The 13380-nt window shown below is 44.2% G+C and carries 15 protein-coding genes and 1 riboswitch; of the genes, 14 read left to right on the forward strand and 1 reads right to left on the reverse strand.

All coding sequences use genetic code 11. The annotated features are described in order from the left end of the window. Positions 1 to 133: 133 nt before the first annotated feature. The 10 genes from M3202_RS07875 to sufB all read left to right on the forward strand — a co-directional run bounded on the left by M3202_RS07875 (position 134) and on the right by sufB (position 9649). Positions 134 to 370, forward strand: a complete 237-nt coding sequence (locus tag M3202_RS07875; RefSeq protein WP_251222808.1) for a YusG family protein — start codon at positions 134 to 136, stop codon at positions 368 to 370. Between the two features lie 335 nt (positions 371 to 705). Beyond that, positions 706 to 803: riboswitch (SAM riboswitch) on the forward strand. Between the two features lie 133 nt (positions 804 to 936). After that, positions 937 to 1965 carry a methionine ABC transporter ATP-binding protein gene (locus tag M3202_RS07880; protein WP_251222809.1) on the forward strand — a complete coding sequence of 343 codons (1029 nt, stop codon included), beginning with the start codon at positions 937 to 939 and terminating at the stop codon, positions 1963 to 1965. Further along, complete coding sequence (locus M3202_RS07885) at positions 1955 to 2611, forward strand: methionine ABC transporter permease (RefSeq protein ID WP_251222810.1); 657 nt, start codon at positions 1955 to 1957, stop codon at positions 2609 to 2611. The genes M3202_RS07880 and M3202_RS07885 overlap by 11 nt, the downstream gene beginning before the upstream one ends. Before the next feature lie 17 nt (positions 2612 to 2628). Next, entirely contained in the window at positions 2629 to 3486 is an 858-nt protein-coding gene (locus M3202_RS07890) for a MetQ/NlpA family ABC transporter substrate-binding protein (protein WP_251222811.1), read from the forward strand. A 277-nt stretch (positions 3487 to 3763) separates the two neighbouring features. After that, positions 3764 to 4141: a carboxymuconolactone decarboxylase family protein gene (locus M3202_RS07895; RefSeq protein WP_251222812.1), complete on the forward strand. Its 378-nt coding sequence runs from the start codon at positions 3764 to 3766 to the stop codon at positions 4139 to 4141. A gap of 271 nt (positions 4142 to 4412) precedes the next feature. Beyond that, positions 4413 to 5198: a Fe-S cluster assembly ATPase SufC gene (gene sufC, locus M3202_RS07900; protein ID WP_251193221.1), complete on the forward strand. Its 786-nt coding sequence runs from the start codon at positions 4413 to 4415 to the stop codon at positions 5196 to 5198. Between the two features lie 52 nt (positions 5199 to 5250). After that, on the forward strand, positions 5251 to 6555 hold the full coding sequence (gene sufD / locus M3202_RS07905; protein WP_251222813.1) for a Fe-S cluster assembly protein SufD: 1305 nt from the start codon (positions 5251 to 5253) through the stop codon (positions 6553 to 6555). After that, positions 6555 to 7784 (forward strand): cysteine desulfurase, encoded by a 1230-nt coding sequence (locus M3202_RS07910; RefSeq protein ID WP_251222814.1) that lies wholly within the window; start codon positions 6555 to 6557, stop codon positions 7782 to 7784. Before sufD ends, M3202_RS07910 begins: the two co-directional genes overlap by 1 nt. Beyond that, positions 7774 to 8217: a Fe-S cluster assembly sulfur transfer protein SufU gene (sufU, locus tag M3202_RS07915; protein WP_251222815.1), complete on the forward strand. Its 444-nt coding sequence runs from the start codon at positions 7774 to 7776 to the stop codon at positions 8215 to 8217. The genes M3202_RS07910 and sufU overlap by 11 nt, the downstream gene beginning before the upstream one ends. A 34-nt stretch (positions 8218 to 8251) precedes the next feature. Continuing rightward, complete coding sequence (sufB, locus tag M3202_RS07920; RefSeq protein WP_251222816.1) at positions 8252 to 9649, forward strand: Fe-S cluster assembly protein SufB; 1398 nt, start codon at positions 8252 to 8254, stop codon at positions 9647 to 9649. A 311-nt stretch (positions 9650 to 9960) separates the two neighbouring features. Here the strand turns inward: sufB and M3202_RS07925 are convergent, their stop codons facing one another. Further along, entirely contained in the window at positions 9961 to 10530 is a 570-nt protein-coding gene (locus M3202_RS07925) for a hypothetical protein (RefSeq protein WP_251222817.1), read from the reverse strand. A 339-nt stretch (positions 10531 to 10869) separates the two neighbouring features. On the opposite strand from M3202_RS07925, the gene M3202_RS07930 reads away from it, so the two are divergent. From M3202_RS07930 to M3202_RS07945, 4 genes are all read left to right on the forward strand, one after another. Next, positions 10870 to 11292 (forward strand): magnesium transporter, encoded by a 423-nt coding sequence (locus M3202_RS07930; protein WP_251222960.1) that lies wholly within the window; start codon positions 10870 to 10872, stop codon positions 11290 to 11292. Positions 11293 to 11400: 108 nt separating this feature from the next. Next, positions 11401 to 11841, forward strand: a complete 441-nt coding sequence (locus tag M3202_RS07935; protein WP_251222818.1) for a VOC family protein — start codon at positions 11401 to 11403, stop codon at positions 11839 to 11841. Positions 11842 to 12003: 162 nt separating this feature from the next. Beyond that, the gene (locus M3202_RS07940) at positions 12004 to 13029 is read left to right on the forward strand and encodes a DUF1835 domain-containing protein (protein ID WP_251222819.1); all 1026 of its coding nucleotides are present in this window, start codon (positions 12004 to 12006) and stop codon (positions 13027 to 13029) included. Between the two features lie 49 nt (positions 13030 to 13078). Continuing rightward, a complete protein-coding gene (locus tag M3202_RS07945; RefSeq protein ID WP_251222820.1) occupies positions 13079 to 13258 on the forward strand; it encodes a hypothetical protein in 180 nt (59 codons plus the stop codon). Positions 13259 to 13380: the final 122 nt, after the last annotated feature.

Below are 13380 nucleotides of genomic sequence, written 5' to 3' on the forward strand. Positions count from 1 at the left end.
CCCTGTAAGAAATTTTAATTCGTTCTACTTCTATCCAGTAGTACTGGTGAGATTACTATTTGGTGTTAGTGAAATTTGGAGAATACACGAGTATTAGCGAGAAAATTAAACTTTATTGAGGGAGGTTATGAACATGGGATTTGTCCGTGTCGATGTAACAGGACAAGTAAAAGGGAAATACGAAGCGGGGACGCTGAATCTTTACATTGGTGACACCCAAATTGGGAAAGTGTCGGAAACGAGTCAAGGCCTGCAGCATGACATGTTCCAGGGCTATGAATTTGAACAGGACAAAATTTACCGCTATGAGCAAGAAAAACCCGAACAAATCACCTCCTATGTCGACAGCTGCGAAGAAGGCTGGTGTTAAAGAGCTGTATCAAAAGATGGTTTTCCTTTTGATACAACCCCAAGCAGTAAGCGAAGTCTGCGCCTTGTGTTTAAAAGTCTGTCCCGAAGCGTTTTTCTTCGGTACAGACTTTGCGCAGAACGAAGCCACTGCCAGCAGTAAGGCATCGCTATCCACTAAGTATTTCCCCTGGCACACTGGCGCCTTCTTACCATAATCTCTTCTCCTCTTAAATAGTTCCATTTTTCAGAAAATATCTTCCATATCTTCCTTTAACATTGGAAAAGGCAAAAAGATTGACAAGTATTTTTTCCTCGTGCTATTATTTCTTCATGCTAAAAGTAAGTATAATTTAGCTCTTATCGAGAGCGGTGGAGGGACTGGCCCTGTGAAACCCGGCAACCATACCAATGGTGCTAAATCCTGCAAAGCGGAATGCTTTGAAAGATGAGAGAGAGGCTCGTGTTCGCAACCTTTCTGTTCATTTGCTGATGCACAGGAGGGTTTTTCTTATGAGAAACGTTCTGACATCCAGGAAACAAGTACTGTGCAAAAAGAAAGTTAAGTGATCGGAAAGGTGTGATTTGATGATTACGTTGCGCGATATTTATAAAGTATTTCAGACGAAGGATGGTCCGGTCCGAGCGGTGGACGGGATTGATTTACGGATAAACGAAGGCGAGATCTTTGGCGTTATCGGTTATAGCGGCGCTGGGAAAAGTACATTGATCAGAATGGTGAATATGCTGGAACGGCCGACTCAAGGGGAAGTCACGGTAGCCGGGCGCAACCTTTCGCAGTTACATGAGAAAGAGTTGCGGAAAGCGCGACAGGAAATCGGGATGATCTTTCAGCATTTTAATTTGCTTTGGTCCCGTACCGTGCGTGAAAACATCGCATTCCCGCTTGAAATCGCCGGAGTAAAGAAACCAGAGCGTGATCGGCGCGTTGATGAATTAATTAAACTTGTCGGTCTGGCCGGCAGAGAAGAAAGCTATCCTTCACAGCTTAGTGGCGGTCAAAAGCAGCGGGTCGGGATCGCCAGGGCACTGGCGAATAATCCGAAGGTTCTTCTATGCGATGAAGCGACATCCGCTTTAGATCCGAAAACAACGGACGCGATTCTCGACTTACTCGTCGACATTAATGAAAAGCTTGGATTGACGATTATCTTGATTACGCATGAAATGCATGTCATCCGGAAAATCTGTCATCAGGTCGCCGTAATGGAAGCGGGCAAGGTCGTTGAGCAAGGGCCGGTACGCGAAGTGTTTAGAAAGCCAAAAGAGGCGATGACAAAGGAGTTTGTCAAGCAAATAACCGAGCCGGAGGAAACAGCCGACGCGATTTCGCATATGCTGGCTGAATCTCCTGAAGGGAAAGTTGTCCAACTGACATTTGTCGGAGAAGAAACAGAGCGGCCGCTTATTAGCCAGCTGATCCGTCAATTTGATATCGACGTCAATATTGTTCAAGGAAAAATAACGAAAATCCAGGCGGGCTCTTATGGAACGTTGTTTATTGCTCTTGATGGAAAACCCGAACAAATCGAAGCGGCGATTGCCTTTATCCGCAGTAAGCAGGTTGAGGTGGAGGTGATTTCGCATGTTGAATGAAGTGAAATGGGACGGATTGTGGAATGCGACAGTGGAAACAGTTTATATGACCGGCATCTCCGTAGCGGCAACATTCTTCCTCGGTCTTATTCTCGGCTTGATTTTGTATTTAACAAGTAAAGGGAACCTGTGGGAAAACAGGTTTATCAACCAGCTGTTCAGTTTATTTGTTAATGTTTTTCGCTCTATTCCATTTATTATTTTGATTATTTTACTGATCCCGTTTACGCGTGCCCTTGTCGGTTCGATGCTTGGCGCGAACGCCGCCCTGCCGGCTTTAATTATTGGAGCGGCTCCTTTTTACGCGCGGATGGTGGAAATTGCTCTCCGTGAAATCGATAAAGGGGTCATTGAAGCCTCCAAGGCAATGGGTGCGAGCAACTGGACGATTATCCGCAAGGTCTTGATTCCGGAAGCGTTGCCGGCGTTACTATCCGGCATTACCGTGACGGCGATCGCGCTCGTCAGTTATACGGCGATGGCCGGAGTGATCGGCGCCGGCGGTCTTGGGCATTTTGCCTTTTTGGAAGGATTCCAGCGTTCCAACAGTCAGATTACATTCGTGGCAACAATAGTCATCGTGATCATTGTCTTTATTATTCAATGGATCGGCGACTATTTTACCAATAAAACAGACAAACGATAACGAAGGGGGAAACAAATATGAAAAAGTTTTTACACTTGATTGGAGCAGCGACATTGGCCCTGTCCTTGGCGGCGTGCGGAGGCACCGATGAAGAAGCACCTGATACGGGAGCGGATGAAGCAGGTGAGCCGCAGGAGGAAGCTGTTACATTAAGCGTGGGGGCATCAGCTGTGCCACATGCTGAAATTCTTGAAGCGGCGAAGCCTTTATTAGCAGAAGAAGGAATTGAGCTCGAAATTGTGCCATTCCAGGATTATATTTTGCCGAACCACGCGTTGCGTGACGGCGATATTGATGCAAACTATTTTCAGACGCCGGGTTATTTAGAAATGCAGATCGAAGAAAATGATTATGATTTTGTTAGTATCGGAGAAGTACACGCAGAACCGATCGGGATTTATTCTCAGGAGTACAGCAGCCTGGATGAGCTTCCAGAGGGCGCGAACATTATTATGAGTGATTCAATCAGCGACCATGGCCGGATTTTGCCGATTTTTGAACGTGCCGGCTTGATTGAGCTGGATGTAGCGGAAGGCGAGCTTGCCACAGTCGATAACATTGTCTCCAACCCGAAAAATCTCCGTTTCGGTGAAACTCAGGTTGAAGCAAGAATGCTCGCGCCATCCTTTGAAAGCGGCGAAGGAGATGCCGTGGCGATTAATACGAATTACGCGCTGGAAGGCGGCATCGACATTGAACAGTACGGAATCGCGTTTGAAGGGGAAGACGTCCTTCAACCGAACTTAATTGTTGTCCGGGCTGAGGATGAAGAACGTCCAGAAGTGTTAAAGCTGCTGGAAGTTCTCCAATCCGAGGAAATCGAACAGTTTATTTTAGAGACGTATAACGGAGCCGTTATTCCGATTTCACAATAACAATTAAATAAGAAGAAAGTGGGAGTGTGGAGAAAAAGGTGTTCCCTTTTTGCCACACTCCCTTTCTTTAATTTAGCTTTTGCGGCTGGAGTGTCCATGTACTTTCCCTCTTTATCCGGTCATCTTTGGAGCGATGATGTATTCGGCAATGGCCGGGCCGACTAATAAGGGAGTTTATCATCAATTTGTTTTAACCATCCAGCATCGATCAGTCCTGGCGAATATTTAAGGGCAATTTACAAATAATAAGGCCATTACTAAAGGAGGCTTGAAAAGGATGGAGCAGCAACAGGAGAACAGTCCAATCGAAATGGCGCTACAGGATTATAAAGAAGGAATCGGTTTTTTTACCGAAAAAATGCCGCAAATCGCCAAGAAATACAATGCTTTCACTGAGGCCTGTTTTGCCAAGGGGAAGCTTTCCCAAAAGGAAAAACAGCTGATCGCGCTCGGCATCAGTATTTTTTCTCAGGATGAGTACTGCATTATTTACCATACAAAAGGCTGTCTCGATCAAGGCTGTGAAGAGGAAGAAATTCTTGAGGCTGTTGGCGTGACGGCTGCCTTTGGCGGAGGAGCGGCCTTAAGCCAGGCGGTGACGCTCGTGCAGGAGACGATTCGTGACCTTTCGGGTAAAGATAAACAGATTCAGTAATGGATCAGAAAGTGGAAACCACCTAACAGCATAACAAGGGAAAACTGAGTGGTGCGCCGGCTGCTCAGTTTTTTACATGAGAGCTTGTCAGATTTGCCCGCTGTCTTAGTTGCAAAATGACGACAGGGAATGTAAGGTAGAATCATTCACTTGCCTTGAACTTATAATGGATTTGTTATAAGATTAGAATGAGAATAGATTGAGAATAACACAAAAAAAGATTCATCCTATCTAAGGGTAGATGAAGGAAAATACATTGGAGGTCATTGGTATGTCTGCACCATTTTTAAAGATTGAAGATTTACATGTAGCAGTTGAAGGTACGGAAATTTTGAAGGGATTTAACCTTGAGATAAAAGGTGGAGAAATTCACGCTATCATGGGGCCGAATGGAACTGGTAAATCAACTTTGGCGTCAGCGATTATGGGTCATCCGAAGTATGAGATTACATCCGGCTCTATTACAATGGACGGCGAGGATGTACTTGAAATGGAAGTTGACGAACGGGCAAAGGCCGGATTGTTTTTAGCAATGCAATATCCAAGCGAAATTAGCGGGATTACAAATGCAGACTTTTTACGCTCTGCGATTAACTCAAAGCGTGAAGAAGGTGACGAAATTTCTTTAATGAAATTTATTCGCCAGCTTGACGAGAAGATGGGCTTGCTTGAAATTGATGAATCATTCTCACATCGCTATTTAAATGAAGGTTTCTCAGGCGGAGAGAAGAAGCGTAATGAAATTCTTCAACTATTAATGCTTGAGCCGAAAATTGCGATTCTTGATGAGATTGATTCAGGTTTGGATATTGACGCTCTTAAAGTCGTTTCTCAAGGCGTTAACGCGATGCGCGGTTCAGAATTCGGCTGTCTGATTATTACACACTATCAACGCCTCCTTAACTATATTACACCTGATAAAGTACACGTCATGATGCAGGGTCGCATTGTCAAGTCCGGCGGCTCAGAGCTTGCAACTCGTCTTGAAGCTGAAGGGTATGACTGGATCAAAGAAGAGCTTGGTATTGAAGATGAACGTGTCAATCAGGAAGCGTAAGAACTTTTAAAGAAAAAGAAAACAGCAGAAACAATAGTAAAGGGTGGTATGTATGACAGTCGAGACGAACACTTTGTTCGCGAAGGAGCGGGTTCAGGCATTCTCGGATGCACGCAAGGAGCCGGAATGGTTCCGCGCGATCCGGTTAAACGGCTTGGAGCAGATGAAAACGGCGGAGCTTCCAAAGCCGGACAAAACAAAAATAGATAAATGGAATTTCACTCTTCCTAATACGGAAGTGGCCAAAAAAGCAAAACTGGACGCTGTTGAGGCGTTAGCGTCGGAGATCCAGCTACTGATTGGTGAAAAGCATTCAGGAGATAACCTCCTCGTGCAACAGGATGCAGAAACGGTGTATCAGCAGTTGTCGGCTGATTTGCAGTCAAAGGGCGTGATCTTTACTGACTTGCAGACGGCGCTTGCCGAGCACGGAGACAAAGTGAAGCCATACTTCGGCGAAGCGGTCAAGCTGAATGAGAACCGTCTGCTTGCCGAGCATGCCGCTTTAGTAAACGGAGGCGTTTTCCTCTATGTGCCGCGCAACGTTCAGGTGGAAGTACCTTTACAGGCAGTATTCACTATTGATACGGTAGAAACAGGGCTCTACAATCATGTGATTGTCGTAGCCGAAGAAAACAGCTCCGTTACCTATGTCGAGAACTACACGTCCTTGACGGATGGCGCAGGTTCAGCAAACCTTGTGGCAGAAGTTTATGCCGCCGCTGGGGCGAAGGTGGCTTTCGGAGCCGTTGATACGCTTTCAGCCGGGGTGACGACATATGTAGTCCGTCGTGCTCATGTTGAACGCGATGGCCGTGTGGATTGGGCGCTTGGTCAAATGAATGATGGCGATACAATATCAGAAAATACAACGCATCTCATTGGTGACGGCTCGTGGGCTGATACAAAAACCGTCTCCATCGGACGCGGCACGCAGAAGCAGAATTTCACGACGCAAATTTTTCACCACGGCAAGCATTCAGAAGGTCACATCCTTAAGCATGGTGTCATGAATGGCGAAGCGTCTTCGATTTTCAACGGTATTTCCAAAATTGAGCACGGGGCGACAAAGTCAAACGGCGTACAGACAGAACGAGTACTGATGCTCAGTGAGAAAGCGCGTGGAGACGCCAACCCGATTTTATTAATTGACGAGGATGACGTTACTGCTGGACATGCTGCTTCAGTCGGGCAAGTGGATCCACTTCAGATGTTCTATTTAATGAGCCGCGGAATTTCTCGGAAGGAAGCAGAACGTCTCGTCATTCACGGGTTCCTGGCCCCTGTCGTGAATCAGCTTCCAATTGAATCTGTGAAGGAGAGTTTGCGCGAGGCTATCGAAAGGAAAGTGCGCTAATGAATGAAAAAGAGATTAAGCAGCATTTCCCCATTTTAGATCAGCAAGTCAACGGAAATCAGCTTGTCTATTTGGATAGTGCCGCTACTTCGCAGAAGCCGGTAGCCGTGATTGAGGCGATTGAGGATTATTATCGCCGCTATAATTCGAATGTTCATCGCGGGGTGCATACGCTCGGAACATTGGCGACCGACGGCTATGAAGGAGCTCGAGACAAAGTGCGGGCATTTATCGGTGCCAAGCAAAGAGAAGAGATCGTCTTCACCCGCGGTACGACGACTGCGTTGAATCTCGTCGCCTCGAGTTATGCCCGTGACAACCTGAAAGCCGGAGATGAGATTGTGATTACGCCGATGGAGCATCACAGTAACATCATCCCGTGGCAGCAGGTGGCACGCTTAACTGGAGCAACGTTAAAGTATATTCCGCTTCAGCCTGACGGAACGGTTGATCTGGCTGATGTGGAAGAAACGGTCACAGACAAGACGAAGATTGTCTCTGTCGTGCACGTTTCCAACGTGCTTGGTACAATCAATCCGGTGAAAGAAATCGGCGAGATTGCTCACCGTGCCGGGGCGATCATGGTTGTTGATGGCGCACAGAGTACGCCTCATATGAAAGTCAACGTTCAGGAGCTTAATTGTGATTTCTTTGCTCTTTCCGCTCATAAAATGTGCGGGCCTACCGGAATCGGCGTCTTATACGGAAAGAAAGAGCTGCTTGAAAAGATGGAGCCGATTGAATTTGGCGGTGAAATGATCGATTTTGTCGGCTTACAGGAGTCGACGTGGAAAGAGCTTCCGTGGAAATTTGAAGGCGGCACCCCGATTATTGCCGGGGCGATCGGTCTTGGCGCAGCAATCGACTTTCTGGAGCAAGTCGGCCGGGATGAAATCGAGAAGCACGAGACAGAGCTGGCGGATTACGCAATGGAGAAGCTTGCAGAGGTGGAAGGGATTACGATTTACGGCCCTCATCATCCGAAAAAGCGGGCGGGTCTTGTCACATTTAACATAAGTGACGTGCATCCGCATGATGTCGCAACCGTTTTGGATAGTGAAGGAATCGCGGTCAGAGCCGGTCACCATTGCGCGCAACCATTGATGAAATGGCTTGACGTCACAGCAACTGCGCGGGCGAGCTTCTATTTGTACAACACAAAAGAAGATGTTGATGCGCTTGTGGCGGGCTTAGTAAAAACAAAGGAGTACTTTGGTGATGTCTTCTAATAACCTTGATACACTGTACAGACAGGTCATCATGGATCATTACAAAAATCCACGTAACCGCGGTGAATTTGAAGGTGAGACACTGACTGTGAACATGAATAACCCGACATGCGGGGATCGGATTCAGTTGCAAATGAAAGTGGAGGACGGGAAAATAGCGGGAGCCAAGTTTGTTGGGGAAGGCTGTTCCATTAGCCTCGCTTCTGCGTCGATGATGACGCAGGCGGTGAAGGGGCTAAAGCCGGAAGAGGCGTTGGAAATGTCCTCGATCTTTTCAGATATGATGCTTGGGAAGGATTATGATGAAGAGCGCTTCGATTTAGGCGATATTGAAGCGCTGCAAGGAGTAGCGAAGTTTCCGGCTCGGATTAAATGTGCGACTTTGGCATGGAAAGCGATGGAAAAAGGACTTCATGATCATCATGATTCATAGGTTTTGGTAAAGATAATTACAAGGAGGGTTTCAAATGGCGAAAAAAATGCCTGAAATCGGGGAATATCAATATGGGTTCTCAGACCGTGACGTATCGATTTTCCGTTCGAAGCGCGGGTTGACACGTGAAATCGTGGAAGAAATTTCACGGATGAAGGAAGAACCGCAGTGGATGCTTGATTTCCGCTTAAAATCATTAGAATTGTTTTACAGCATGCCGATGCCTCAATGGGGTGGCGACTTATCGGAATTAAACTTTGATGACATCACTTACTATGTAAAGCCATCAGAGAAGTCCGAGAAATCATGGGATGAAGTGCCGGAAGAAATTAAAAATACGTTCGATAAGCTCGGTATTCCAGAAGCGGAGCAAAAGTATTTAGCCGGTGTTTCAGCGCAATACGAATCAGAAGTTGTTTATCATAACATGAAGGAAGAATTGTCTGAACAAGGTATTCTGTTTACTGATACAGATACCGCTCTTAAAGAGCATGAGGAAATTTTCAGAGAGCACTTCGGTAAAACGATTCCGCCATCCGACAACAAGTTTGCCGCATTGAATTCAGCGGTTTGGTCCGGCGGTTCATTCATTTACGTGCCAAAAGGAGTCAAGTCGGATACGCCATTACAAGCGTATTTCCGGATTAACTCAGAAAACATGGGTCAATTTGAGCGGACGTTGATTATCGCTGACGAAGAAAGCTCTGTCCACTATGTGGAAGGCTGTACGGCACCGGTTTATTCAACGAATTCCTTACACAGTGCAGTCGTTGAAATCATCGTTAAGAAAAATGCGTACTGCCGTTATACGACAATCCAAAACTGGGCGCCAAACATCTACAACCTCGTCACAAAGCGTGCCGTTGCAGATGCCGGAGCGACAATGGAGTGGGTTGACGGTAACATCGGCTCGAAGCTGACAATGAAGTATCCTGCTGTTATTATGCGCGGTGAAGGAGCGAAAGGAACAGTGCTTTCGATCGCGATTGCCGGTAAAGGTCAGCATCAGGATGCTGGTGCGAAGGTGAGTCACCTTGCTCCAAATTGTTCTTCAACGATTGTATCGAAGTCGATTTCTAAGCATGGCGGGAAAGTCACCTACCGTGGAATCTGCCACTTCGGCCGCCGTTCGGATGGGTCGAAGTCAAAGATCGAATGTGATACGTTGATTATGGATAACGAATCAACATCAGATACAATCCCATACAACGAAATTTTAAATAACAACATCACACTAGAGCACGAAGCAACCGTTTCAAAAGTATCGGAAGACCAATTGTTCTACTTGATGAGCCGTGGTATTTCTGAGCAGGAAGCAACAGAAATGATCGTCATGGGCTTCATCGAGCCATTCACAAAAGAACTTCCAATGGAATACGCCGTCGAAATGAACCGTTTGATTAAGTTCGAGATGGAAGGTTCAATTGGATAATGAATGATTGAGACTTGAACTAAACAATTTAATAAAAACATCAAAAGACTCCGGTTATCGTTTTTGGGTAACCGGGGTCTTTTGTATGTCTCAAAAACATTTGCTGGAGTTGTCCCTCCTGAACCTGAAGTTCACCGAGTGAATGTTTTCGGGAGAATTGAGAGGAATGGGAGATGTTTTTGACGATGCGTTGCGCGCCTTTCTTCGAAGTATCTACTCGTAGCAAGGCTTTAAGGCCCATTACTAAAAAGCTGCTGAAAGTGAAAATCGTATTTTTTCAGCAGCTTCGTCTATTTCGGATTATATTCTATTCAGTTATCGTCATAGGTTTCCAATACGTCTACTTTCAATTCAGAATATTGTTCGTTATTTATATTTAATTCTTCTTCCATTTCATCTTTTTCATCAATGTTAAATTTACCTTGGTTTAGTGAATTGATCCAATAACTTTTAGAGCCTTCCCTATATTTTAAAAATAATATATATTCAGCTCCTGCTTGTAGAGGTGTATAGTCATCGTAGAAATAAATGGTTTCTCCAGGTTGAATTCCGTTATCTATTCGATAGTATGGTTCTGTAACTTTAAGAGTTTGATTTTCCTTTAGAACCGCATGATCATCTTTTATAATATTTGTTATCAATACCTCTGTGTTTGTTCGACCATCTCTAAAGCCATACTCATTCATAATAATATTTTCTGATTTATCTGTTGCTACTGCTTCAATAACAAGGTCTGAATGGTTCGTAATTTCTTCGGCACTTTCAAATAAAACATGTTCAACTTGATTTCTTACTTCTTTAACGATGACATTGTCTGCAACTACGTTACTGGAAGTGGCAATAAAAATCAAGGACAACGAAACGAATAAACTCTTTTTCACTTTAATACCCCCATTTTACTCTTAAGTGCGTAATATCAGTCGACGTTGGAGTAGACAATCTAAATCGACCACTCTTCATCCAGTGATTTCCTGCGTGTGCAGGGCTATTTTTAAAATGATTCAGACCAAGAATGTGTCTCCAATTTCATGCCCGGCTACTTCACAGTTAGGATATCCTTCCTCTACTGATTGATCATGATCATATCTTATTCTTCCTTGGTCATAATTTTAACCATTAGTAACAGATGTTGCAGGAACTTGAGTGACTCCACCATAAAAATTGTAATTCCAATAGTCAGCGACTGCAATTATTCTAGGTGGTCGCTGGAAGCAGTGGTGATGCTTGCTGTTTTTATCCCGATGGTCATGGGGTCGGCTGGAAATATTGGAACACAGTCTTTAGCCGTAGTAGTCCGAGGCTTAGCTGTAGGAACAATTGATAAAAAAAGTGTACGAAAGTTAATACAATGTCAATTTTTTATCGGGATTATTGTTGGTTTTTTATGTGGATTGGTGATCGCCATTGTGATCTCTCTTATTCCTTTCCTGCAAAGTTCGTGGTTATTGGGTTTAATTGTTGGCGGCTCAATTATGGCCTCATTAAGTGTCGTATGTGTCGTAGGAGCTGTTATGCCTTTACTTATTAATAAACTGAAACTTGATCCTGCGTTAGCTTCGGGTCCATTTGTGACGGCGATTGGTGATATACTCAGTTTATCAATCTACTTTTCGATCGCTACCTCTCTTTTAGAGTATTTATAAGTGAAGGATTAACTTCTTACTGCCTTATCCCGCCCTGAATTTGGTATACTTTAGTCAAGAAATTGGGAAAATGACAAGGGAAGAATACGTCTGAAAGGAGTGAGCGTTATGGTTGGAGTAGAAATTGATATGGTTGTGAAGGATAGCTTAAAGGCTCTGGAGCTATACGAAACGATATTTGAGATTGAGCGGGTGGAGGTTTCCGATTTGCCCCGTGGTGAAAATGAGGCGGTCTTTACGTTATACGGCGTTCGTTTTCATCTGTTAGATGAAAATCCTGAGTTTCATTTGGTCGCCCCAACGGCTGAAGATCCAAAAACGAGCTGGATCAATGTATCGGTGCCGGATATTAAAGAAACGTACGACAAGGCGATGGAGGCAGGCTGCACGGAGGTGCAGCCGGTGACGGAGCTTCCGGACTACGGGGTATCGAACGCGATCTTTATGGACTCTTTTGGCTATATATGGATGCTGCATCAAGTCCATAAAGAGGTCAGTCATGAAGAACGGTTGCGGCTTTGGGAGGAAAAAAAGAAGAAGGATCAATAGGTGTAGCGGAGAAACGGACGTTACCTTTGAAGGCGGACTCGTAGAGTTTGTCTTCTTTTTTCTTTAGGAGGGCGGCAATGAATGGGGAGACTGGTGTCGTTTGTTACATTCATGTAATGGAGAAAAGAATTTGGCAATTCATGCTACTATAAAGAAATGGAGGTGGGAATTTTGAGAGAGGTAAAGGAAATTGTAGCTAACTCAAGTGAAGATGAAGTAAGATCCCTGTTGTTTTTGCTCTTAAGTAAGATAGGCATCGAGGCACAGACTGATGAAGAGCTGGCAAAGGATATGAAAAAGATTTACAGCGATTTTCTCGACTTGAAAGAAAGGCAAAAAAGGTCCGAGGATGATAAGAGCGTTAAGGTTGTGCATATTGCATTTGGTGCTTCCTCCGCAGGCAGTTTAAAAAACATCCAAGACGAGGAAAAGGTTATCTTCTTTTCGGATCAATTTTCGATTGGACCAATATGGAAATTGCACGAAGAAACGGGTCTCTTGCAACGATACAAATGGTTGATGAACCATATAAATGTAGAGGAGGAGTACTTGTTTACTTATTTAGCTTCCTTTAAAAAGACAGTTTCCGTGATTGAGGCAATTGATGAGCATGTAAGAATCTTCATCTGGGCGGGGAATAACTCTGATGAACAAACAGCGTTGCGCTATGTCCTTTATTTATTAAGGAAAAAAAGAAATACTATTATGTTAATAAATACGACAGTTGCGTATAAAACCGTTGTGGCTAAGCCGGAAGTTGAATACGTTCCTAGCCATACAGGTGAAATTGTACCTGAAAAATTAGGGGCGATTTATGATAGAAATAAGACTAATCAGCCTTTATCTCAAAAAGAAAGGGCACGCTATGAGTTTGAATGGGGCGAGCTATCTAATCAGATAGAGAACCTGAGAGTATGGGAGGATGAACAATTATTCAGTGTAGATGATGGTTATTACGATGAATACATCATACAGACAGCAAGAAAATTACATGATGAGCAGAAAAATAAAGGCTTTATAAAATCAGCAAGACTGATTGGCGAGGTGATTGGTCATTTGGATCAAAGGATTGGTGACGAGTATTTTGAATATAGACTCATGCATTTAGTGGTAAAAGGAGTTTTTGAAATAGAAGGTGTCCCAAGGGCAATGAGGTTTTATAGTGTGAAACTCCGTCAGGGCTATTAAGCAGAAAAGACATAGAAAAAAATAAATTCAAAGTGGGAGGTGTTTTTACATGAACAATTGGTGGTATAGTTTATATTTCCTTATTTTAGGGATCATCGCTTTTTTTACAGGAGAACTCATCACCTTTATCATGCTTGGCTTTATCTTGTTAAGTTTACATAATATAAACAACACGCTGAAAAAGATTCATAAAGATAATCAGCAAAGGAAATCGACTTTAGAAGAGTAAAAATGATGGCAGAAAAGGTGAGGCGTGAGGATCGGGCCGAATTCCGTTATAATAGAGAGAACGTGCGGATAACGGATTATCTTTACATGAATCAGGGAAAAGAGACGGTACATTGTAATTGC

Origin of the sequence: Halalkalibacter oceani (assembly GCF_023715605.1) — a bacterium.
Taxonomy (GTDB): Bacteria; Bacillota; Bacilli; order Bacillales; family Bacillaceae_D; genus Halalkalibacter; species Halalkalibacter oceani.

Bases quoted from the DNA above. Each gene is read 5' to 3' on its own strand.
- M3202_RS07875 (WP_251222808.1), top strand. From the start codon at position 134: ATGGGATTTGTCCGTGTCGATGTAACAGGACAAGTAAAAGGGAAATAC.
- M3202_RS07880 (WP_251222809.1), top strand. From the start codon at position 937: ATGATTACGTTGCGCGATATTTATAAAGTATTTCAGACGAAGGATGGT.
- M3202_RS07885 (WP_251222810.1), top strand. From the start codon at position 1,955: ATGTTGAATGAAGTGAAATGGGACGGATTGTGGAATGCGACAGTGGAA.
- M3202_RS07890 (WP_251222811.1), top strand. From the start codon at position 2,629: ATGAAAAAGTTTTTACACTTGATTGGAGCAGCGACATTGGCCCTGTCC.
- M3202_RS07895 (WP_251222812.1), top strand. From the start codon at position 3,764: ATGGAGCAGCAACAGGAGAACAGTCCAATCGAAATGGCGCTACAGGAT.
- sufC (WP_251193221.1), top strand. From the start codon at position 4,413: ATGTCTGCACCATTTTTAAAGATTGAAGATTTACATGTAGCAGTTGAA.
- sufD (WP_251222813.1), top strand. From the start codon at position 5,251: ATGACAGTCGAGACGAACACTTTGTTCGCGAAGGAGCGGGTTCAGGCA.
- M3202_RS07910 (WP_251222814.1), top strand. From the start codon at position 6,555: ATGAATGAAAAAGAGATTAAGCAGCATTTCCCCATTTTAGATCAGCAA.
- sufU (WP_251222815.1), top strand. From the start codon at position 7,774: ATGTCTTCTAATAACCTTGATACACTGTACAGACAGGTCATCATGGAT.
- sufB (WP_251222816.1), top strand. From the start codon at position 8,252: ATGGCGAAAAAAATGCCTGAAATCGGGGAATATCAATATGGGTTCTCA.
- M3202_RS07930 (WP_251222960.1), top strand. From the start codon at position 10,870: ATGCTTGCTGTTTTTATCCCGATGGTCATGGGGTCGGCTGGAAATATT.
- M3202_RS07935 (WP_251222818.1), top strand. From the start codon at position 11,401: ATGGTTGGAGTAGAAATTGATATGGTTGTGAAGGATAGCTTAAAGGCT.
- M3202_RS07945 (WP_251222820.1), top strand. From the start codon at position 13,079: ATGAACAATTGGTGGTATAGTTTATATTTCCTTATTTTAGGGATCATC.